We start from the raw sequence: 20,556 nt of genomic DNA, 5'->3' as shown, positions 1-20,556 counted from the left end.
GTCAAGCGACTAAGTGCATCTGGTGGATGCCTTGGCGATCATAGGCGATGAAGGACGTGTATGCCTGCGAAAAGCTTCGGGGAGCTGGCAAAAGAGCTGTGATCCGGAGATGTCCGAATGGGGAAACCCACCCGCGAGGGTATCCCTGCCTGAATACATAGGGCAGTGGAGGCGAACGCAGCGAACTGAAACATCTAAGTAGCTGCAGGAAAAGAAATCAACCGAGATTCCGTTAGTAGTGGCGAGCGAACGCGGAGTAGCCTGTACGTGATAGTCGAACGTTTAGTAGAACGGAATGGAAAGTCCGGCCATAGTGGGTGATAGCCCCGTATACGAAAAGCGATCGGTGGTACTAAGCGTACGAGAAGTAGGGCGGGACACGAGAAATCCTGTCTGAAGATGGGGGGACCATCCTCCAAGGCTAAATACTCATGATCGACCGATAGTGAACCAGTACCGTGAGGGAAAGGCGAAAAGAACCCCGGGAGGGGAGTGAAATAGAACCTGAAACCGGATGCATACAAACAGTGGGAGCCTGGAAACGGGTGACTGCGTACCTTTTGTATAATGGGTCAGCGACTTACGTTCAGTAGCGAGCTTAACCGAATAGGGGAGGCGTAGGGAAACCGAGTCCGAATAGGGCGTTGAGTTGCTGGGCGTAGACCCGAAACCAGATGATCTATCCATGGCCAGGATGAAGGTGGGGTAACACCCACTGGAGGTCCGAACCCACTAGTGTTGCAAAACTAGGGGATGAGCTGTGGATAGGGGTGAAAGGCTAAACAAATCTGGAAATAGCTGGTTCTCCTCGAAAACTATTTAGGTAGTGCCTCATGTATCACTGACGGGGGTAAAGCACTGTTATGGCTAGGGGGTCATCGCGACTTACCAAACCATGGCAAACTCTGAATACCGTCAAGTGCGAGCATGGGAGACAGACATCGGGTGCTAACGTCCGGTGTCAAAAGGGAAACAACCCAGACCGCCAGCTAAGGTCCCAAATGATCAGTTAAGTGGAAAACGAAGTGGGAAGGCCTAGACAGCCAGGATGTTGGCTTAGAAGCAGCCATCATTTAAAGAAAGCGTAATAGCTCACTGGTCGAGTCGTCCTGCGCGGAAGATGTAACGGGGCTCAAACTGATAACCGAAGCTGCGGATCATCTCGAAAGAGATGGTGGTAGAGGAGCGTTCTGTAAGCCTGTGAAGGCGGCGGTGTGAACCCCGCTGGAGGTATCAGAAGTGCGAATGCTGACATGAGTAGCGATAAACAGGGTGAAAGTCCCTGTCGCCGAAAACCCAAGGTTTCCTGCGCAACGTTCATCGGCGCAGGGTGAGTCGGCCCCTAAGGCGAGGCAGAAATGCGTAGTCGATGGGAAACGGGTTAATATTCCCGTACCTTGTTGTAATGCGATGGGGGGACGGAGAAAGCTAGGCCAGCCGGGTGTTGGATGTCCCGGTTTAAGCGTGTAGACGTGTTTCGTAGGCAAATCCGCGAGACTTAGTTGAGGCGTGATGACGAGTGAGCTTGCTCACGAAGTGGTTGATGCTCTGCTTCCAGGAAAAGCCTCTAAGCTTCAGTTGCAACAAGACCGTACCGCAAACCGACACAGGTGGGTAGGATGAGAATTCTAAGGCGCTTGAGAGAACTCGGGAGAAGGAACTCGGCAAATTGACACCGTAACTTCGGGAGAAGGTGTGCCCCGGTAGGTTGTAGCGCCTGCGCGCGAAGGCCGATGGGGTTGCAGTGAAAAGGTGGCTGCGACTGTTTATTAAAAACACAGCACTGTGCCAACACGAAAGTGGACGTATACGGTGTGACGCCTGCCCGGTGCCGGAAGGTTAAGTGATGGGGTGCAAGCTCTTGATCGAAGCCCCGGTAAACGGCGGCCGTAACTATAACGGTCCTAAGGTAGCGAAATTCCTTGTCGGGTAAGTTCCGACCCGCACGAATGGCGTAACGATGGCCACACTGTCTCCTCCCGAGACTCAGCGAAGTTGAAGTGTTTGTGAAGATGCAATCTCCCCGCTGCTAGACGGAAAGACCCCGTGAACCTTTACTGTAGCTTTGCATTGGACTTTGAACAGACTTGTGTAGGATAGCTGGGAGGCTATGAAGCGAGGACGCTAGTTCTCGTGGAGCCGTCGTTGAAATACCAGCCTGGTGTGTTTGAGGTTCTAACCTAGGCCCGTGATCCGGGTCGGGGACCGTGCATGGTAGGCAGTTTGACTGGGGCGGTCTCCTCCCAAAGTGTAACGGAGGAGTTCGAAGGTATCCTAGGTACGGTCGGAAATCGTACTGATAGTGCAATGGCATAAGGATGCTTAACTGCGAGACCGACAAGTCGAGCAGGTGCGAAAGCAGGACATAGTGATCCGGTGGTTCTGTATGGAAGGGCCATCGCTCAACGGATAAAAGGTACTCCGGGGATAACAGGCTGATTCCGCCCAAGAGTTCACATCGACGGCGGAGTTTGGCACCTCGATGTCGGCTCATCACATCCTGGGGCTGTAGCCGGTCCCAAGGGTATGGCTGTTCGCCATTTAAAGTGGTACGTGAGCTGGGTTTAAAACGTCGTGAGACAGTTTGGTCCCTATCTGCAGTGGGCGTTGGAAGTTTGAAGGGGGCTGCTCCTAGTACGAGAGGACCGGAGTGGACGAACCTCTGGTGTACCGGTTATGACGCCAGTCGTATCGCCGGGTAGCTAAGTTCGGAAGAGATAAGCGCTGAAAGCATCTAAGCGCGAAACTTGCCTTAAGATGAGACTTCCCTGGGAACTCGATTCCCCTGAAGGGTCGTTCAAGACCAGGACGTTGATAGGTCGGGTGTGGAAGCGCAGTAATGCGTTAAGCTAACCGATACTAATTGCCCGTGCGGCTTGATCCTATAACCCAAGACGCTGTGTGCGTCGGGTGCGATCGATCGATCATCCCTACCTATTGGTTACTTCTTCTGTGCGCTGTGACCACACAGCGCATCCATACCGGGTGGCGCCTTGTGGCGACGCCCGTAATCGTTAATGCCTGGCGGCCTTAGCGCGTTGGTACCACGCCTTCCCATCTCGAACAGGACCGTGAAACGACGTTGCGCCGATGATAGTGCGGATCCCCGTGTGAAAGTAGGGCACCGCCAGGCTACCTCCTCAAAACCCCAGCTCCATGAGCTGGGGTTTTTGTTTTGGTGCTGCGAAAAACGCGGGAAAAAGCCGCGTTTCGAGTCTCAACGTCGCAACTTACGGATCAGACCCACCATTACTCCGTAGATTTCCAGCGCGCCGCGCGGTCGGATGACCGGATAAGCAGGATTCGCTGGCATCAACACGAACTGGGTACCTTCGCGGCCCAGTCTCTTCAGCGTGAATTCTTCATCGACGATGGCTACCACGATATCGCCGATATCAGCGGCCGATCGTCGCTCCACCACCGCAATATCGCCGGCGTAGATGCCGGCATCGATCATCGAGTCGCCTTTGACCGGAATCAGAATGGTTTGCGAGGGCTTATCGACCAGATAATGGTCGATGGCGAACATGTCATGCCCGACTTCGCGTGCTGCCACCGGCATTCCAGCCGGGATCGGTTCGCTTGAGACGGTGCGCTCAAAGAAGCGGCGGCTGGGAATCCACTGCCCGTCAGGCACCCGCTCGAGATAGCCTTGCAGCTGTAGACGGGTCAGTAATTTGGAAACCGCTGCCTTGCTGGCGAAGCCGACCAACTGGCCCAGGCGGGCATAAGAAGGCAGGCTGCGGTAGTCGGCGTAGTAATCCTGGAGTCTGCCGAGGTACTCCAGATCTTTCTCGTAGTCAGTCATCGCTTTACTCACAAACTGGCAAACATCTGTTCACTGATGGTAGTGAACACAGGTTCTCTGCGCAAGCGCTTTTCCCCCGGTCTCATTCAGGTTCTTCCTATCGCGCTGCAACATGGCATAGATGGCATACCCAACTGATGTGCACTATACCTTGTATAGGACGGGGCCCGATGAGGTCGGCACCATGTCTCGGCAGCTGCCGTTCCGGACGCTGCCAATACTGTACACAAAGCCCGAGTAGTGGCTTTCCTTGGTACAAGTGAGGGAAAGGGATCGCAATGGACATCTTTGCCAACTTCAGCGCTCGCTACGATCGAACCCGCGAAGAGGAAATGAGCCTCCGCGAATATCTGGAGCTGTGCAAGCGCAACCACGCGGCTTATGCCACCGCTGCGGAGCGCATGCTGATGGCGATCGGCGAGCCGCAGATGGTCGATACCCGCACCGATTCGCGTCTGTCGCGGATCTTCGCTAACAAAGTCATTCGCCTCTATCCAGCTTTCCGCGAGTTCTATGGCATGGAAGAGGTGATCGAGCAGGTAGTCGCCTATTTCCGCCATGCAGCGCAGGGGCTCGAAGAAAAGAAACAGATTCTTTATCTGCTGGGCCCGGTAGGGGGCGGTAAGTCCTCGATCGCCGAGAAACTCAAGGAATTGATGGAGCATGTACCGTTCTATTGCCTCAAAGGCAGCCCGGTCAATGAATCTCCGCTCGGCTTGTTCAATTACGACGAAGACGGCCCGATTCTCGAAGAGGAATACGGCATTTCGCGCCGTTACCTACGCTGCATTCCCAGTCCTTGGGCGGTCAAACGGCTACAGGAATACAACGGCGATATCAACCAATTCCGGGTGATACGGCGTTATCCCTCGGTATTGCGTCAGGTCGCCATTTCCAAGACCGAACCGGGTGACGAAAATAACCAGGATATTTCCTCTCTGACCGGTAAGGTCGATATCCGCAAGCTGGAAAAATACGCCCAGGACGATCCCGATGCCTACAGCTATTCGGGAGGCCTGTGCCTGGCCAACCAGGGTCTGCTTGAATTCGTCGAAATGTTCAAGGCGCCGATCAAGGTGCTGCATCCGCTGCTGACCGCTACCCAGGAAGGCAATTTCAAGGGTACCGAGGGTTTTGGCGCCATTCCGTTCGACGGTATCGTGCTTGCCCACTCGAATGAATCGGAATGGAAGCAATTCAAGAACAACAAGAACAACGAAGCCTTCCTCGACCGTATCTATATCGTCAAAGTGCCTTACTGCCTGCGGGTATCGGAAGAGGTCAAGATTTACGAAAAGCTGATCCGTAATTCTTCACTTGCAGAAGCGCCGTGCGCTCCGGGTACCCTCAAGATGATGGCGCAATTCTCCACCCTGTCGCGACTCAAAGAGCCGGAGAATTCCAGCATCTATTCCAAGATGCAGGTCTACGACGGCGAGAATCTCAAAGACACCGACCCCAAAGCCAAATCGATCCAGGAATACCGCGATTTCGCCGGCGTTGACGAAGGGATGCTGGGCCTCTCGACCCGCTGGGCCTTCAAGATTCTGTCCAAGGTATTTAACTTCGATCACTCCGAAGTGGCGGCCAACCCGGTCCATCTGCTCTATGTGCTGGAGCAGCAGATCGAACGGGAACAGTTCGCCCCCGAGCTGGAGCAGAAATATCTTTCCTATATCAAGGAATACCTGGCCAGCCGCTATGTCGAGTTTATCGGTAAGGAAATCCAGACTGCCTATCTCGAGAGCTATTCCGAATACGGTCAGAATATCTTCGACCGCTATGTGACCTTTGCCGACTTCTGGATCCAGGATCAGGAGTACCGGGATCCCGATACCGGCGAGAGTTTTGATCGCAATGCGCTCAATAACGAGTTGGAAAAGATCGAGAAGCCGGCCGGCATCTCCAACCCCAAGGACTTCCGCAACGAGATCGTCAATTTCGTGCTGCGGGCCCGGGCTCAGAATGCCGGCAAGAATCCGCACTGGACCAGCTACGAGAAGCTGCGCACGGTGATCGAGAAGAAGATGTTCTCCAATACCGAGGAACTCTTGCCGGTGGTGTCGTTCAACGCCAAAGCCAGTGCCGAGGACGCCAGAAAACACGAGGACTTCGTCAATCGTATGGTGGCCAAGGGCTATACCGCCAAACAGGTGCGGTTGTTGTGCGATTGGTATCTGCGCGTGCGCAAGTCGTCCTGAGCCTGAGGTGAAAAGGGAAGGCGCGCGCTTCTGCGCGCGTCGTGTTCCGGTCGCCGGGTGCTTTTCACGAGGCTGAGCATGACGCATATCATCGATCGCCGTCCCAACGGCAAGAACAAGTCCGCCATCAACCGCGAGCGTTTCCTGCGCCGTTTCAAAGGCCAGATCAAGCAAGCGGTTGCGCGGGCAGTCAAGGGCCGCTCGATTACCGATATCGATAGCGGGGAGAAGGTCTCGATTCCGGTCAAGGATGTATCCGAACCGGTATTCGGGCATGCTCGCGGTGGGGTATGGGAAACCGTCCACCCGGGCAATAAGGAATATCTCAAGGGAGACAAGATCGACCGCCCCGATGGCGGCGGTGGTGGCAGTGGCAGCGGCAAGGCATCCAATGAAGGCGAAGGCGAGGATGATTTCGCTTTCGAGCTGAGCCGCGAAGAATTTCTCAATTTCTTCTTCGATGATCTCGAGCTGCCCAATCTGATCAAGACCCAACTGACCGCCACCCAGGCGTTCAAGAATGTGCGGGCGGGCTTTACCGCCGATGGCACGCCTTCCAATATCGATGTGGTGCGCTCGCTCAAGGGCGCGCTTGGCCGGCGTATCGCCTTGTCGTCGGGACCGATGGCCAGGTTGAACGAGGCACGCGAAGAACTCGATGTGCTGCTGGAAACCCACGATGAGGACGACCCGGCCGTTATCGCCCTGCGCGAAGAAATCCGCTCGCTCAAGACTCGTATCCTGGGCATTCCTTTTATCGATCCGTTCGATCTGCGTTACAGCAATCGGGTCAAACAGCCTAAGCCGCATACTCAGGCCGTGATGTTCTGCGTGATGGATGTGTCGGGGTCGATGGACGAACAGAAAAAGGACACTGCCAAACGTTTCTTTATCCTGCTCTATCTATTCCTGACCCGGGCCTACGAGAAGATCGAGGTGGTGTTCGTGCGCCACCATACCCAGGCGGCCGAAGTCAACGAACACGATTTCTTCCATGCCCGCGATACGGGCGGCACCGTGGTGTCGTCGGCGCTGAAGCTGGTCAAGCAGATCATCGACCAGCGTTTTCCCACGGTGGACTGGAATATCTACATCGCCCAGGCCTCCGACGGCGACAACTGGGACAGCGATTCGGCCATCTGTCGCGAAATCTTGCAGCGCGACATCATGCCCCTGGTGCAGTACTACGCCTATATCGAGATCACCGAAGGCGAGCCGCAAAATCTGTGGCTGGAATACGAACAGGTCGCCGCCAGCCATTCGCAGTTTGCGATGCGCAAGATCCAGACTCCGGCTGATATCTACCCGGTCTTTCGCGACCTGTTCAAGAAGACGAGCTTGCATACATGACTACCGATACCGTTCTGTCCCCTTCTTCCGCCGGGTCGGGCAAACGTCGGTCGCGGCGGCGCAAGCCGCTCTCCGTCGGGTCCGAGTGGAACTTCGAACTGATCGACAAGTATTACAAGGAGATCGAACGCATCGCCGTCAAGGAATACGGCCTCGATGTCTACCCCAACCAGCTCGAAGTGATTACCGCCGAGCAGATGATGGATGCCTACGCTTCGGTCGGCATGCCGGTGATGTACCACCACTGGAGCTACGGTAAGCATTTCCTCCATACCGAAAAGGGCTATAAGCGTGGCCAGATGGGGCTTGCCTATGAAATCGTGATCAATTCCAACCCTTGTATCGCCTATCTCATGGAGGAAAACTCCATGACCATGCAGGCGTTGGTGATTGCCCATGCGGCGTTCGGCCACAACTCCTTTTTCAAAGGCAACTATCTATTCCGCGCTTGGACCGATGCCTCGGCCATCGTTGACTACCTGGTCTTTGCCCGTACCTATATCGCCCAGTGCGAGGAGCGTCATGGCGTCGATGCGGTCGAGGAGCTGCTCGATTCCTGTCATGCGCTGATGAACTACGGGGTGGACCGCTATAAACGCCCGCCCAAGCTGTCGCTGGAACAGGAAAAGCAGCGCCAGCTCGAGCGCGAGAACTACCAGCAATCTCTGGTCAATGAGCTGTGGCGGACCCTGCCGCGTCGCCAGGAGGCCGAGGAAAAAGCCACCACCCGCCGTTTCCCCGAAGAGCCGCAGGAGAACCTGCTGTATTTCATCGAGAAGTTCGCCCCGCTGCTCGAACCGTGGCAGCGCGAGCTGATCCGGATCGTGCGCAAGATTGCGCAGTATTTCTATCCGCAGCGGCAGACCCAGGTGATGAATGAGGGCTGGGCCACCTTCTGGCACTACACCATCCTGAATCGGATGTACGACGAAGGGTTGGTGACTGACGGCTTTATCATGGAATTCCTCCATTCCCACACCAATGTGGTGTACCAGCCGCCGGTCACCAGTCGCTGGTATTCGGGCATCAACCCCTATGCCCTGGGTTTCGCGATCTATTGCGATCTGCGACGCATCTGCGAAGACCCGACCGAGGAAGACCGGCTGTGGTTTCCGGATATTGCCGGCGCCGACTGGCGCAAGACACTCGACTTCGCCATGCGCAATTTCAAGGATGAGAGCTTTATCGCCCAGTATCTGTCGCCCAAGGTGATCCGTGATTTCAAGCTGTTCTCGGTACTCGACGACGACCATGAGGCCAAGCTGGAGATCGCGGCGATCCACGACGATGCCGGCTATCGTTATCTGCGCCAGCGGCTGTCCGACCAGTACAACCTGAGCTATCGCGAGCCCAATATCCAGATCTGGGACGTCAACACCCGGGGCGACCGTTCGCTGACGCTGCGCCATTTCCAGCACCAGCGCCGGCCCTTGGGCAATACGGTCCATGAAGTGCTCAAGCATGTCGCGAGGTTGTGGGGCTTTTCGGTGCGACTTGAGTCGGTCGATATGCAGGGGCGGGTGATTCTGACCTATGAATGCAAGCTGGAAAAACGCCACGGCATGTAGACGGGCGGCGCAAGCCGTAGCGTGTCGGTTTTTTAGATTAACAGGTAAACACTGCGCCAGAGATGGCGCAGTTTTCTTTTTGTTTTGAATAAAAAGTGAAAGGCACCTGCAATGCGCTTGTTGGGAAGTGGCAGGGAGCGCCAAGCCAGCCGGATCGGCTACGCGGCCGATTTCTGCCCGATATGCCATGGGGCCCAGGTGTTTGCCATCGACCGGATCGGTCCTACGCACTACGGCGTCGGCCAGGGTCGCCTGGCCGGGCATGAACGGATCTGCCTGAATTGCACGACCGCCTTTCAGACCGATCCGGGCCGCTATCGCGCGTTGGCCGAGCGGCCCGCCGAGCTGGACGTACTGCAGGCCGAGACTTTTCCCAATCTTGACCATGTCCACCATGACCAGCTCGAGCTGGTCCGCCGTATCGAGTACGACCCGTTCGCGTTTCCACCCGCCGAGCGGCATGGCCTGATCCGCAATGTCCTGCTGTGCCTGTCGGAAAAGGTGGAACGTCATTTCTCCGCCTTCAAGCTCGACTATCACACCGGCCTGGCCCTGGCAGCCGCGCTGGTGCTGTGCCTGATCGGCCCGATGCTGCTACCCGCTGTCCCTGTCGTCGTCTTTATGGTGCTGGGCGCGGCTGTGGTGAGCTGGCATTACCTCACCAGCGGTAGACGGTATATGCGTCAGCATGTCCTGCCAGCACTGGCCCGAGGGCTGCGTCCGCTTAAACCCAGTGCCGACGAGCTGGCCCATGTGCTGGCCGAGTTGGATGAGCTGGGCCATAAGATCGGCAAAAAGGTCGTATTGGCTGATCTGTTGGCGCTGTTGAAGTAGCGGTGTTCGTGCTGTGTCGGAGGAGGCCCGCGGACAGCCATATAAGATGACCTAAAAGAAGATATGTTTATTTTTATTTGTGTAAGGCTAGCTATCTAGCAAACAATTTTCCTGAAATTTTAATCGTGCTCTCTGTTGGCCCCAGCACACTGTCGCTACTCTCCATCCTCCACTCCTGGCCAGACCAAGAACGCTGTTGGAGGGAGCGTGTGAGTTGCTCCTTGAGGCGTTATTGGACGGAGCGTGTAAGTTGCCCGATGCCGGGGCGCGGGGGCCGCGTGGCACGCCCTTTCTGGCCTTGCTGACAGGTTTGCTGCTTGGCTGTTTCAGCCTGCACTATTTTCCGCATCTCTGGCTGGAGACCCTGGTTTTACAGCTTGCCAACCTGATCCTGATGCCCTGGATCATGGCGGTGGTCAACGGCTGGTTTTTCAGCCGGCCGGGCATTGTGCTCGATACCTATCTGTTGTTGCTGGGCTTGGTTGGGGTGCGTTTCTGTTTTGGCGATTAGGCCATATTGAGGCAACTCGGAGTCGGCGTGTCCTGACTGCAAAGTGTGGGCGCGTCGCACTCAAGCAGACTCAACCTCGACGCCGAGTTAAGCGAAGAGGCACTGTGAGACATGCTCCAGGACATTGAACCGTCCTCGCCCTGATGCCGTTTCAGCCTATCCATCCTCTTTCGAGCGCAAAGCGCACCAGTCCGGTGGTGCTCTCGATGCCGAGCTTGCGACGCAGGCTCAGCCGATGGGTTTCCGCGGTGCGCACGCTGATGCCCAACTGGCGGGCGGCAGCCTTGTTGGAGAGCCCTTGTGCCAACAGGATCAGTACTTCGCGCTCCCGTTCCGTCAGGGCGGCCTCGGCCGGGGCCGCCGGGGCCAGGGCGGCCTGGACTACCGCCGCGCTGTAGTAATTGCCGCCTGCTGCGACCGCCTTGATGGCGGCGATGATTTCCTGCGAACCGGCATCCTTGAGTACATAGCCGCGCGCCCCGGACCGGGCGGCACTGGTGACGTATTCGGGATGGTCATACATGCTCAGTATCAACACCCGTAGCGTCGGATGGCGGCCATGCAACAGCGAAGTGAGCTGGATGCCGCTCATATCCTTCATGCCTACGTCGACCAGCATCAGATCGGGTTGCACCGTTTCTGCCAGCGCCAGGGCCTCGGCACCGCTGCCGGCCTCGCCGACGACCTGGAAATCGGGCACGGCTTCGAGGCGGGCGCGCAGGCCGTCGCGCACCAGCGGATGATCGTCGACCAGCGCCAGGCGGATGGCAGACTTGGCGGAGGGGGGAGTCAGGGACATGGCTTAGCCTTCGGAAAGAGGAACACTGACGGCAAGCCGGGTGGCGCCCGGCAATGAGCAGAGATCGACCCGGCCACCCAGGTGCTCGATTCGCTCGCGGATATTGCGCAGCCCGATGCCACCGCTGGTACGCAATTGCGACGGGTTGAAGCCGCGACCGTCGTCGCACAGCGCCAGCGTCACGATGCGGTCGGCATGGGTCAGTTCGATCCGGACCGAGTTGGCGCTGGCATGGCGCTCGATATTGGTCAGGGCTTCCTGGGCGATGCGAAACAGCGCCACGGCCAGGGTGTCCGGCACCGTCTGCTCGCCCAGGGTATCGGACAGTTCCACCGGCATGCCGGTACGACGCGAGAATTCGTCGGCGAGCTGAGCCAGCGCGATCGGCAGGCCGAAGCTGTCGAGGACGGAGGGGCGCAGATCGTGTGAGATCCGGCGTACTTCGCCGATGGCATCAGAGAGTCCCGCCAGTCCCTTGGCCAGATCGGCTGCGGCGCCCGGATGGCCCTGTTCGAGCCGATGCTGGGCCAGCTCGAACTGGAACTTGACCGAGACCAGCAATTGCGAAATCCCATCGTGCAATTCGCGCGAGACTCGGGCTCGTTCGGCCTCCTGCAGGCTGACGATCCGTTGCGCCATCACCTTGAGCCGGCCATCGGCGAGCCGCGACTCGCTGACATTGAGGGCAAAGCCCGCCGCACACACCAGCAGGACCGCTACCAGCGCCACCGCCGCCAGTCCCCATAAGGTGGCGCGCACATTAGCCGCTGCCCGCTCACGCGCCTGGGCGGTGGCGCGGTCGATATCGTCGAGATAGAGGCCGGTGCCGATCATCCAGTCCCAGCCCGGTATCAGCACCACATAGCTGAGCTTTTCCGCGACCTGGCGGGTGGAGGGCTTGCGCCAGCTGTAGCGCCGGTAGCCTTCACCACGCCGGGCCGCGTCCAATAGCGAGCGGATGACATAACGGCCCTGAGCGTCGGTCAGATTCCACAGATTGCGGCCCACCAGCTCAGGCTGGCGTGGGTGGACCAGATTGCGCCCGGTCAGGTCATAGACAAAGAAATAGCCGTCGTCGCCATAGTCGAGCGCCTGCAGGATCGCCTTGACCTGACGCTTGGCCTCCTCGTCGTTGCGCTGGCGATAGAGGGGCTCGATCAGGCTGTTGGCCATCTCGACGTAATGGGCGAGTTCTATCCGTTTGGCGGCGAGAAAGTCTTCTTCGATCAGCGCCGCTTGCTGCTCGACCATCCGCTGCGCCTGATAGTGCACCAGCAAGCCGATCACCAGCACCGCACACAGCAGTGGCAGGACGGTCAGGGCGACAATTTTGTATTTGAATTTCATGGATGGGGTGGTCGCACAACGGTTGATCGGTAGGAAAACAACAGACTGCGCCAGCACGAGGTAAGCCTGAAAAACGGCCCTAAGTAGTTCTACCGAGCGGCTGCCGGTAGAACTGCGAATTCTAACAAAGCGCGACAAGGAGAATAGTAGCGGCTATATCGACTGCCCGACCCCGAGTGCCAGTGTGCTCCAATTTGGGCGGAAAAAAATGCGTCCGGCCAATGCCGCCGGATAAAAGTGCAGGGGAGGAAAAGCATGATTTTGCCTATCCATCGACCATTGCCGGTCGAGCGCTCGACGGGCCGATCCGGCCGTTTCCATTGTCTATCCGTCAGTTGTATTGCTGTTCCTGTCTCCCCGCTGGTGCTTGGTGTGGACGTCAGCGCCAGCTCATGGTGCTGAAGCGGTTTCCTGCGGTACCGGGTTTTGCGGCGGCGTGAGCCGCCCCGGACCCGGTGCCTGCCCCAGGCAGGACGGCCCGGAATCCGTCCTGCCACCCACCACGCCGCAACGTGGTGCATAGGCTAATAAATTAAAATATTCTGCAAATATGCCGCTAGATTAGTGGCGATTCATATAGAAGATTTATATTTTTCATACACCCCCTCCTTTTCCACCTCGACGGACGGTCGGAAAAGCGAGGGGGTTTCCCTGCCGGAACCGTGCCGGCTTCTCTCGATCTGGACCCCGGAGGCAGCCTATGGATGATGTGGTGATCATTACCGGCGGTGGCCGAGGCATTGGTGCGGCCACCGCCAGACTGGCAGCGCAGCGGGGCTATCGGGTCTGTATCAACTATCTGCGTGACCGTGAGGCGGCAGAGTCGCTGCGGCGCGAGCTGACCGCCGCGGGCACCGAGGCCATTGCGGTGGCGGCCGATGTGTCGCGCGAGGATGAGGTGGAACGCCTGTTTGCGGAGGCCGCTGCCCGCCTGGGACCGTTGACGGCGCTGGTCAATAACGCGGCGATCCTGGCAACCCAGTGCCGGGTCGAGCAGATCGACACCGAGCGCTTGCGCCGGCTGTTCGACGTCAATGTGATTGGGGCGTTTCTGTGTGCCCGTGAGGCGGTACGCCGCTTGTCCACTGTCCATGGCGGTCGCGGCGGCGCCATCGTCAATCTGTCATCGGTTGCCGCCAAACTCGGGGCTGCCGGCGAGTACGTCGACTACGCCGCCACCAAGGGGGCCATCGATACCTTCACCCTCGGCTTGGCCCGCGAGGTGGCGGCCGAGGGCATCCGGGTCAATGCGGTGCGACCGGGTTTCATCTTTACCGATATCCATGCCCTGGGGGGCGAACCGCAGCGGGTGGTGCGTATGGCACCGTCCTTGCCGATGCAGCGCGGCGGCCAGCCTGCGGAAGTGGCGGAAGCGGTGTTGTGGCTGCTGTCTCCCCAGGCTTCCTATGTGACAGGCAGTTTTATCGACGTCGCGGGCGGTCGCTGAGGCGCCCCCATCTTTCCCTGTTCTGCCGTCCTGCTGACGGCGTTGCGCCGCAGTGGCTGCGTCTGCCGAATCGTGCCGACAACCGGTGCGGCCTGGCAGCGCCTTCTTCCATAAGAAAATCTACCGAGGAAATCCAGATGCAAACTCCGGCTTTTCCGCCGCCGCTCAATGCCCGGCTCCAGTCGATGGATCGTTACCAGGCCAAGGCCATTTCGCTGGCTGCCAGCAATGATCCGGCCCTGCTCAACCTCAGCGTGTGCGAGCCGGCCTTCGGTCCGCCTGATGCCTGCCTTGATGGCATCGAACGGGAAGATCTGTCGCTGGCCGCTTTTCTTGACGGTGCCAAACGGCAGGAAGACAGCCGGGGCAACCCGGCGCTGCGTCAGGCCATCGCCGACTGGTATGCACGTCGTTATGGGCTGGCCGTCGATCCGGAGCGGGAAATTCTGGTGACGCACGGTGGCATCGAGGCCATGACCCTGGCCGTGCTGGCCACCACCGAAGCGGGCGACCGGGTGGCGCTGAGCGATCCGGCCCTGGCGCGCTATGCCCAGGCAGTCGAGGTACTGGGACGGCGGGGTGAGCGGATTGCCCGCTCGCTGGGTGGCGACGAGTTTGCCGCTGCGGCGGCGCTGCCCGACGGCGTACGGGCGCTGATCGTCAATTCGCCGGAAAATCCGACCGGTTATGTGGCGAGTGCCACCGACTGGACGGTGCTCGGACACGAAGCGGCGGCGCGGCGTTGTTGGGTGATCCACGATGAACGCTACGACACCATGGCCTTCGAGCGTCCGCATCGGCCGGCGGCGCTTGAGCCTGCGCTGGCGCCCAATGCCGTGCTGGTCAATAGCCTGTCGAAGAAATTCGGCCTGCCGGGCCTGCGGGTCGGCTGGCTGGCGGCGCCGGCTGCCTTGATCGAGCAGGCGGCCAAGGCGCATGACTATCTCTATCTCGGCGTCAATCCGCAGTACCAGCGCATCGCCATCCGACTGCTCGATCGGCGGCACGATTCCTGGCTGGACGATATGGCCGGCATGATGGCCGAACGGGCCTGGATCGCCCGCCAGACCCTGACCGAGGAGTTGGGCTTCCAATGGCCCCGCCAGCCGCTCGGTGGAATGTTTCTGTTCCCTGAGGTCTCGCGGCTCTATCGCTCGATGCCGGCAAGCTACCGCACGCCGGGATACAGCATCGGCGAGGCAGTGGCGCGCTATCTGCAGGAAAGCCGGGGCGTGGCAACCTTGCCGGGCGCGGTCTACGGCGAGCGGGGCGCGGCCTCGCTGCGTCTGGCGCTGTGCGGAAGTCAGCAGGTATTCGAGGCGGCGCTCGATCGCTTGCGCAGTATCCGGTCGCAACGCTGGCATGGTCCATGGGAGCGGGCGGCCTGAGTAGGCGGCCCGCATTGATGAGGAACTGCTGTGCGCCTGGCTGGAGACACGATTGCGCTGTCGAGGCCAGGGAAATCGGGAGGCTTGGCTAGGGGAAATGCTGTGCCGGTGTCCGGACTGTCCACCAGCGTGCTGGAAGCCAGAAGTGGTATCAGCGCAGCTCTACAAGGCTCGGCATCGGAGCGTCCGGACCCCACGTGACAGGCTCAGGCCGATCCGAACGGCAATGCGTTGGCTGCGAAACGAGGCTGGATGAGGTCATGGGTCGTGACTGGCCCTTGCGTCCAGCGGCAAGCTGACAGCGGGCGGAGACGAGGGGGCGTTGTGCCGTGTTACGGCTGACGCCCCTGGTGATTTCTGGATTGTTGACGCCGATCTTGATGAGCGTTGATGTTGCGTAGTGGTGCTGGCTCAGCGTCCGGACCCGACCCGGACTGCCAAGGGAATCGGTCCCGCTTACCCGCCCCTACCACCTCGCTTCAGATCTCATCAGCCTAGCGAAGGCAGCCGATCGATCCAGGTGCTCCACCAGTGCTTGGGCGCTTCCTGCGGCAGGGCGATTTCCACCCGGCTGTCGCTGAGCGCCTGCAACAGCCAGGATTCGGCCTGTTGTGCTTGAAAGCGTTGTCCGGCGGTCAATACCACGTCTTCGCCATCGACGGTGAACCAGACACATCCTTCGCTGACCCGCAATTTGCCGCCTTTAGGCATATCGATGGCGAGTAGCCTGTCTTGTGGCAGTGTTTGAGCGATCTGCATGATGGCCTCCTGGCTTGGTCTTGAACAGTGACTACCTTACGCCGCACCTGTCCGGCGCGGCAGACTCAGACTGTCATTGAATTGACCGTGACAGTATTGGCTGTACTGCAACTGTCCTGGTCGTTTTGGCCGGCAACTGTCACTTTGCCGAACGCATGTTGCAGCGCAAGATGATCGATTCCTTCAAGCTGACGCTTGTCCGAGCTACTGCTGCCCATGAAAGCCGATCCTCCGCTCTATGCTGCCCTTGCCGACGAGATCGCCGCCCTGATCGCTGCCGGCAGCCTGCGTCCTGGCGACAAGCTGCCCAGCCTGCGTGAATTGCGCGACCGGCGTGGTTTAAGTCTTTCCACCGTTACCGAAGCCTTCCGCCAGCTCGAAGACCGCGGTCTGGTGGAAGCGCGCCCGCAATCGGGCTTTTTCGTGCGCTTGCGCCAGCAACCGGCCCATCCTCCCTTGCCGATCGAGCCGGCCGCCGTCACGGTCAACCGGCGCCTGTGGGAGCATCTGCAACTGCTCAAGCGTTCCGAGCGGCGCAGTTTCGGTTATGCGGTGCTGTCGCCCGAGCTGTTTCCCAATGCACTGCTGCAAAAGCAGATCAATGAAGTAATCAAGCGCCAGCCCACCATCTTGTCCGAATACGGCGGCCCGACCGGCCTGCCGGCGCTGCGGCGTCAGATTGCCCGCCGTTCGATGGACTGGGGCGGCCAGCTCGGCCCCGACGATATCGTGGTGACGGCGGGCGGCATCGAAGCGCTCAATCTGGCGCTGCGGGCCGTCACCCAGGCTGGCGATGTGGTGGCGGTCGAATCGCCGACCTATTTCGGCCTGCTGCAGTTGTTCGAGGCGATGGGCTTGCAGGCATTGGAAATCCCGAGCGACCCAGGTGAAGGGGTGTCGTTGGCGGCGCTGGATCTGGCCACCCGTGATGGTGGCGTAGCAGCCTGTGTATTGATGCCGAATTTCAGCAATCCGACCGGCAGCCTGATGCCTGACGCCAGCAAGCAAAAGCTGGTGGAGCTGCTGGCACAGCGTGGCGTGCCCTTGATCGAAGACGATATTTACGGCGAATTTCATGCCGGACGCGAACGGCCTCGTCCGGCCAAGGCGTTCGACCGCTGGGGCAATGTGCTCTACTGCGCCAGCTATACCAAGCTCGCGGCACCCGGGATGCGGGTGGGCTGGATTGCCCCGGGGCGTTATCAGTCTAGGGTGGAAATCCTCAAGTACATCAATACCTTCTCGACCCCGGCATTGATGCAGGCCACACTGGCCCGCTTTCTCGAGTGTGGCAGCTACGACCTGCATATGCGCCGTCTGCGGCGGTTCTGTACCGAGCAGCTGGCCCATACGGCCGAGGCGCTGGCCAGTTATTTTCCTGAAGGCACGCGCTGGACCGAGGCGCGTGGTGGCTATCTGTGCTGGGTCGAGCTGCCGGCGGGCTGCGATACCTCGCTATTGCTGGAGCAGGCGATCGAGGAAGACATCACCTTTGCACCGGGGCGTCTGTTCACGGCTCGCGATGCCTACCACAACTATCTGCGGCTATGCTGCGGCGAGCCGTGGTCGGCGGAAATGGAAACGGCGCTGGCGCGCCTGGGAGAGTTGGCTGCGCGGCAGCTCGATCGGCCGCCGCGCCGCACCCGCAGCGCTATACCGCTGGGGCGTTAGGGAAAGAGCAGGAAGAGGGCAGCTGGTCGGTGGCTTCGGCTGGCCACCGTTGCAGCGCCCCACGCTGGTGGCGCAGGGCTGCCCTCCGAGGCGTGGGGGGCGTATCAGCGGATAGATTTGGACGGGCAAGTCACCGGGCCCAGTCCGAGCAATTGCAGAATCGGCGAGCAGCTAGCCCGTGGGCCGCGACCGGTGGGCATGCCGGAGCCGGGGGTGGTTTCATCGGGCGGCTCAGGCGGGGTCGGGTCCTTGTCCGGCGTGGGCACAGGGTCATAGGGCGGTTTGCCGGGTTTGGTCGGGCTGCCTGGCACCGGCCCATTGGCCACTTGTGGCTCGGCGGCTTGGCTGAGCGTGCACAACAGCAGGGCGAGTGGCAAGAACAGGGCTGACAATCGCTTTGGCATTGTTTTTCCTTTTTGGCGTATCGCTGGAATACCACTGTCCGGACGCGGCCGCTCTGCCCAGCGGCCGCGTCCCAAAGCTGTCGCGGCGGGCGCCGGCCGCGACCTGGTGCAAGCCCCGGAGACGCCCGGGCATCAGTATCAAGATATGAAAATATCAGGAAATATATTCGCTAGATACTGTGTTGCTTAGAATAAAAAATAAATCAAATGTACTACTTTTCTGCGCTACGCCGATCACTGCATTCCCAGCGATTCCTCTTTGATGTCGCAATGATTCCTCAGCTTATTTACAGGGATTCCACCATCAAGCCAGGACGGTGTCGGTCGTCCTTGCGCTTCCCCGCCGCACAAGGGGAGAAGCGGCGGGGAATGGCTTGGCTTGCTGCTATCACGCCAGGGGCTTTGGGCTCGTCCCGTCTGTGAGCGCGGGATGATGCGCGGGTAAAGGTTCCTCCTCCTGGGTGGGGTGTCGGATGCGGGGGAGAGCACTGCATCGCGACACACAGACATTATATGCATTAATGCATATGCATGCCAGTCTTTTTTGCGTTTTTGTAGGATTTTTTTGCGTGAGATGCTGAAAACTTGCAGGAAATAGGCTGAACAGCGAGAAGACTGGAGAAGGTGCGGCGCAGATTTTGAGGCGAGAGCGGGCCCTGGTTCAGGCCCGCCCTGGGCGGCGACAGGCGATCACATGCCTATCATATTGACGCTCATATTGACCGGCAGGCCAAGGATACGCAGCGATTCGGCATGTTCCGGGCGGACCACGATATCGCGGTAGCGCGACTTGTCGGGATGGTCGGAAACGATGCGGATCGAGCCGTCGGGCTCCTTGAACAGGCGCTTGATAAAGAACTCGCCCAGGTAATCGATCGCATGGATACGGCCGTTGCGGATCGAGGTGGCTTCGGTATTGAGGGTGACCACCGCGTCGGGCGGAATGGTCGGCAACATCGAATCGCCTTCCACCACCACCGTGACCAGCTTCTCGGCCTTCAGTCCATTGCGCTGACACCAGGCGAGCCGGAAGCGGTTGGGCGTGCCTTCGGCGTCGATTTCCCATTGCAGGCGGCCGTGACCGGCCGAGAGCTTGAGTGCCAGACGCGGCACTTCGACCTCGTCGTCGTGGACCGGGTCTTCATGGTCCCAGGCGACGATGGGGCGCGGTTGGGTGGCGATATTGCCCGGCTCCATCTCCGACACGACTTCGGCGCCAGGGCGGGTGCGGGTCGGCGGCGGGGTGGGTGCTTCGCTGGCCAGGGTGGCGACCGAGACATTGAGGGCGCGGGCCAGCGCTTGCAGGGTTTCGAGTTTGGGGTTGGGGGTGCGTCCGGACAGGATGCGGCTAATGGTCGACTGCGGCACGCCTGACGCTGCTTCGAGTTCGGCTTGCGTCATGCGGTGTTGCATCATCAATTTGGATAGGTTGCGGTTAACGGCATTCATGGCGGCATGATACGCCCAGGTTCGATCTTCGATAAAGGGCGGAAAGGGATTTTCGTCTGCTGATTATCCATATTTTATGCATAAATGAATCGGCAAAAAACCCGACCTCAATCAAGTTTTTCCCTTTCTCCCGTCATAGTCATTTCTCTTTGTTCACGCCGACCATCCGCCGACCGGTCCGGCCCGCTACAGCGGCCCCGATTTCGCCATCTCTGCAATCCGAATCATCACTGGAGGTTTGGCCTGTCTGCTGCTGTGCTGGTTACGTGGCTGGGGCAGTCCCGTTATGATCGGCAAATCGAATTTACCGCCGAGTTGATTGCCATGACCGACCCGCAGGGCGTCCGTTATGACGCGGCGCATGCCGCCGCGTATGACCGCAAGATCCGTAAGCTGATGCCGGGTTATGAGGTATTGCACGAGACGACGGCGTTTCTGCTGGCGCAATGTCTGCCGGCCGGCGCCAGGGTGCTGGTGGTGGGCAGCGGCACCGGGGAGGAGTTGCTGCGTTATGCCGCGCTCGATCCGACCTGGCAGCTGGTGGGGGTGGAACCTGCTGCGCCGATGAACGAGGCGGCGCGCGAGAAAATCGTGGCGGCAGGGCTGGAAGCACGTATCGAGCTGGTCGAGGCCGATCTGGGCAGCGCCGCGCTGACCGGGCCATTCGATGCCGCCGTGTCCTTGCTGGTGCTGCATTTCCTGCCCGACGACGGTGCCAAGTCGGCTTATCTTGCCCGCTTGGCCAGCCTGTTGCCCAGCGGGGCATCGTGTTTGCTGGCCGATCTGGCGGCCTGTGACGATCCGGCCCAGCAGGCCGTTTTATTTGCCGCCTGGCGCAGTCAGCAATTGGCGAGTCGGCGGCCTGAGGCGGTGGCGCTGGATTTCTACCATCTGGCCAATCACGTCTATCCCCTTGCCCCGGTCCGGGCCGGCGTTTTGCTGAACGAAGCAGGCTTTGATGCCGGACAGCCTTTCTTCCGTTCCTTTATGCTGGAAGGGCGCTGGTTGCGGCGCATCTGA

16 protein-coding genes and 2 rRNA genes (1 of these 18 cut by a window edge) are annotated in these 20,556 nt (G+C 59.4%); 11 read left to right on the top strand and 7 right to left on the bottom strand.

The genetic code is table 11. The features are described 5' to 3' along the window. Nucleotides 1-2,884: ribosomal RNA gene (locus tag ACFOW7_RS08385) — 23S ribosomal RNA — on the top strand (it extends 1 nt beyond the left edge of the window). Between the two features lie 136 nt (nucleotides 2,885-3,020). Next, nucleotides 3,021-3,133, top strand: a 5S ribosomal RNA gene (rrf, locus tag ACFOW7_RS08380). A gap of 84 nt (nucleotides 3,134-3,217) precedes the next feature. Here rrf and ACFOW7_RS08375 read toward each other — a convergent pair. Beyond that, nucleotides 3,218-3,808: a LexA family protein gene (locus ACFOW7_RS08375; protein WP_378163061.1), complete on the bottom strand. Its 591-nt coding sequence runs from the start codon at nucleotides 3,806-3,808 to the stop codon at nucleotides 3,218-3,220. A 278-nt stretch (nucleotides 3,809-4,086) separates the two neighbouring features. Between ACFOW7_RS08375 and ACFOW7_RS08370 the strand changes: the two genes are divergently transcribed. The 5 genes from ACFOW7_RS08370 (at nucleotide 4,087) to ACFOW7_RS08350 (ending at nucleotide 10,272) form a co-directional block, all read left to right on the top strand. Then, complete coding sequence (locus ACFOW7_RS08370) at nucleotides 4,087-6,009, top strand: PrkA family serine protein kinase (RefSeq protein WP_378163059.1); 1,923 nt, start codon at nucleotides 4,087-4,089, stop codon at nucleotides 6,007-6,009. A gap of 78 nt (nucleotides 6,010-6,087) precedes the next feature. After that, nucleotides 6,088-7,359 (top strand): YeaH/YhbH family protein, encoded by a 1,272-nt coding sequence (locus ACFOW7_RS08365; protein WP_378163057.1) that lies wholly within the window; start codon nucleotides 6,088-6,090, stop codon nucleotides 7,357-7,359. Then, entirely contained in the window at nucleotides 7,356-8,927 is a 1,572-nt protein-coding gene (locus tag ACFOW7_RS08360; RefSeq protein ID WP_378163055.1) for a SpoVR family protein, read from the top strand. Before ACFOW7_RS08365 ends, ACFOW7_RS08360 begins: the two co-directional genes overlap by 4 nt. A 111-nt stretch (nucleotides 8,928-9,038) precedes the next feature. Further along, nucleotides 9,039-9,761 (top strand): hypothetical protein, encoded by a 723-nt coding sequence (locus ACFOW7_RS08355; protein WP_378163053.1) that lies wholly within the window; start codon nucleotides 9,039-9,041, stop codon nucleotides 9,759-9,761. A 250-nt stretch (nucleotides 9,762-10,011) separates the two neighbouring features. Further along, complete coding sequence (locus ACFOW7_RS08350) at nucleotides 10,012-10,272, top strand: hypothetical protein (protein WP_378163051.1); 261 nt, start codon at nucleotides 10,012-10,014, stop codon at nucleotides 10,270-10,272. Between the two features lie 151 nt (nucleotides 10,273-10,423). Here ACFOW7_RS08350 and ACFOW7_RS08345 read toward each other — a convergent pair whose 3' ends face one another. Next, complete coding sequence (locus ACFOW7_RS08345; RefSeq protein ID WP_378163049.1) at nucleotides 10,424-11,071, bottom strand: response regulator transcription factor; 648 nt, start codon at nucleotides 11,069-11,071, stop codon at nucleotides 10,424-10,426. Between the two features lie 3 nt (nucleotides 11,072-11,074). Beyond that, nucleotides 11,075-12,418 (bottom strand): cache domain-containing protein, encoded by a 1,344-nt coding sequence (locus ACFOW7_RS08340; protein WP_378163047.1) that lies wholly within the window; start codon nucleotides 12,416-12,418, stop codon nucleotides 11,075-11,077. A gap of 700 nt (nucleotides 12,419-13,118) precedes the next feature. Here ACFOW7_RS08340 and ACFOW7_RS08335 point away from each other — a divergent pair. Both ACFOW7_RS08335 and ACFOW7_RS08330 read left to right on the top strand, forming a co-directional pair. Continuing rightward, nucleotides 13,119-13,865, top strand: coding sequence for an SDR family oxidoreductase (locus ACFOW7_RS08335; RefSeq protein WP_378163045.1), 747 nt, complete (start codon nucleotides 13,119-13,121; stop codon nucleotides 13,863-13,865). 137 nt (nucleotides 13,866-14,002) lie between these two features. Further along, on the top strand, nucleotides 14,003-15,253 hold the full coding sequence (locus tag ACFOW7_RS08330) for a pyridoxal phosphate-dependent aminotransferase (protein WP_378163043.1): 1,251 nt from the start codon (nucleotides 14,003-14,005) through the stop codon (nucleotides 15,251-15,253). Between the two features lie 489 nt (nucleotides 15,254-15,742). Here the strand turns inward: ACFOW7_RS08330 and ACFOW7_RS08325 are convergent, their stop codons facing one another. After that, nucleotides 15,743-16,012: a DUF2917 domain-containing protein gene (locus ACFOW7_RS08325; RefSeq protein WP_378163040.1), complete on the bottom strand. Its 270-nt coding sequence runs from the start codon at nucleotides 16,010-16,012 to the stop codon at nucleotides 15,743-15,745. A gap of 65 nt (nucleotides 16,013-16,077) precedes the next feature. After that, nucleotides 16,078-16,230: a hypothetical protein gene (locus ACFOW7_RS08320; RefSeq protein ID WP_378163038.1), complete on the bottom strand. Its 153-nt coding sequence runs from the start codon at nucleotides 16,228-16,230 to the stop codon at nucleotides 16,078-16,080. Between ACFOW7_RS08320 and ACFOW7_RS08315 the strand changes: the two genes are divergently transcribed. Next, nucleotides 16,229-17,683 (top strand): aminotransferase-like domain-containing protein, encoded by a 1,455-nt coding sequence (locus ACFOW7_RS08315; RefSeq protein ID WP_378163036.1) that lies wholly within the window; start codon nucleotides 16,229-16,231, stop codon nucleotides 17,681-17,683. The two genes, ACFOW7_RS08320 and ACFOW7_RS08315, sit on opposite strands and share 2 nt — an antisense overlap. Nucleotides 17,684-17,787: 104 nt before the next feature. Here the strand turns inward: ACFOW7_RS08315 and ACFOW7_RS08310 are convergent, their stop codons facing one another. Together ACFOW7_RS08310 and ACFOW7_RS08305 are read right to left on the bottom strand one after the other, a co-directional pair. Continuing rightward, entirely contained in the window at nucleotides 17,788-18,087 is a 300-nt protein-coding gene (locus tag ACFOW7_RS08310) for a hypothetical protein (protein WP_378163034.1), read from the bottom strand. Nucleotides 18,088-18,777: 690 nt separating this feature from the next. After that, nucleotides 18,778-19,536 (bottom strand): XRE family transcriptional regulator, encoded by a 759-nt coding sequence (locus ACFOW7_RS08305; protein WP_378163033.1) that lies wholly within the window; start codon nucleotides 19,534-19,536, stop codon nucleotides 18,778-18,780. Nucleotides 19,537-19,860: 324 nt separating this feature from the next. Between ACFOW7_RS08305 and ACFOW7_RS08300 the strand changes: the two genes are divergently transcribed. Then, on the top strand, nucleotides 19,861-20,556 hold the full coding sequence (locus tag ACFOW7_RS08300) for an SAM-dependent methyltransferase (RefSeq protein WP_378163031.1): 696 nt from the start codon (nucleotides 19,861-19,863) through the stop codon (nucleotides 20,554-20,556).

Source organism: Chitinimonas lacunae (genome assembly GCF_042650885.1).
Classification (GTDB): Bacteria; Pseudomonadota; Gammaproteobacteria; order Burkholderiales; family Chitinimonadaceae; genus Chitinimonas_A; species Chitinimonas_A lacunae.
The sequence above is the reverse complement of the archived record's forward strand: the minus strand, read 5'-3'. Positions and strand labels throughout refer to the sequence as shown.

Coding starts and splice junctions, on each gene's coding strand:
- ACFOW7_RS08375 (WP_378163061.1), bottom strand. CDS start 3,808: ATGACTGACTACGAGAAAGATCTGGAGTACCTCGGCAGACTCCAGGAT.
- ACFOW7_RS08370 (WP_378163059.1), top strand. CDS start 4,087: ATGGACATCTTTGCCAACTTCAGCGCTCGCTACGATCGAACCCGCGAA.
- ACFOW7_RS08365 (WP_378163057.1), top strand. CDS start 6,088: ATGACGCATATCATCGATCGCCGTCCCAACGGCAAGAACAAGTCCGCC.
- ACFOW7_RS08360 (WP_378163055.1), top strand. CDS start 7,356: ATGACTACCGATACCGTTCTGTCCCCTTCTTCCGCCGGGTCGGGCAAA.
- ACFOW7_RS08355 (WP_378163053.1), top strand. CDS start 9,039: ATGCGCTTGTTGGGAAGTGGCAGGGAGCGCCAAGCCAGCCGGATCGGC.
- ACFOW7_RS08345 (WP_378163049.1), bottom strand. CDS start 11,071: ATGTCCCTGACTCCCCCCTCCGCCAAGTCTGCCATCCGCCTGGCGCTG.
- ACFOW7_RS08340 (WP_378163047.1), bottom strand. CDS start 12,418: ATGAAATTCAAATACAAAATTGTCGCCCTGACCGTCCTGCCACTGCTG.
- ACFOW7_RS08335 (WP_378163045.1), top strand. CDS start 13,119: ATGGATGATGTGGTGATCATTACCGGCGGTGGCCGAGGCATTGGTGCG.
- ACFOW7_RS08330 (WP_378163043.1), top strand. CDS start 14,003: ATGCAAACTCCGGCTTTTCCGCCGCCGCTCAATGCCCGGCTCCAGTCG.
- ACFOW7_RS08325 (WP_378163040.1), bottom strand. CDS start 16,012: ATGCAGATCGCTCAAACACTGCCACAAGACAGGCTACTCGCCATCGAT.
- ACFOW7_RS08315 (WP_378163036.1), top strand. CDS start 16,229: ATGAAAGCCGATCCTCCGCTCTATGCTGCCCTTGCCGACGAGATCGCC.
- ACFOW7_RS08320 (WP_378163038.1), bottom strand. CDS start 16,230: ATGGGCAGCAGTAGCTCGGACAAGCGTCAGCTTGAAGGAATCGATCAT.
- ACFOW7_RS08310 (WP_378163034.1), bottom strand. CDS start 18,087: ATGCCAAAGCGATTGTCAGCCCTGTTCTTGCCACTCGCCCTGCTGTTG.
- ACFOW7_RS08305 (WP_378163033.1), bottom strand. CDS start 19,536: ATGAATGCCGTTAACCGCAACCTATCCAAATTGATGATGCAACACCGC.
- ACFOW7_RS08300 (WP_378163031.1), top strand. CDS start 19,861: ATGACCGACCCGCAGGGCGTCCGTTATGACGCGGCGCATGCCGCCGCG.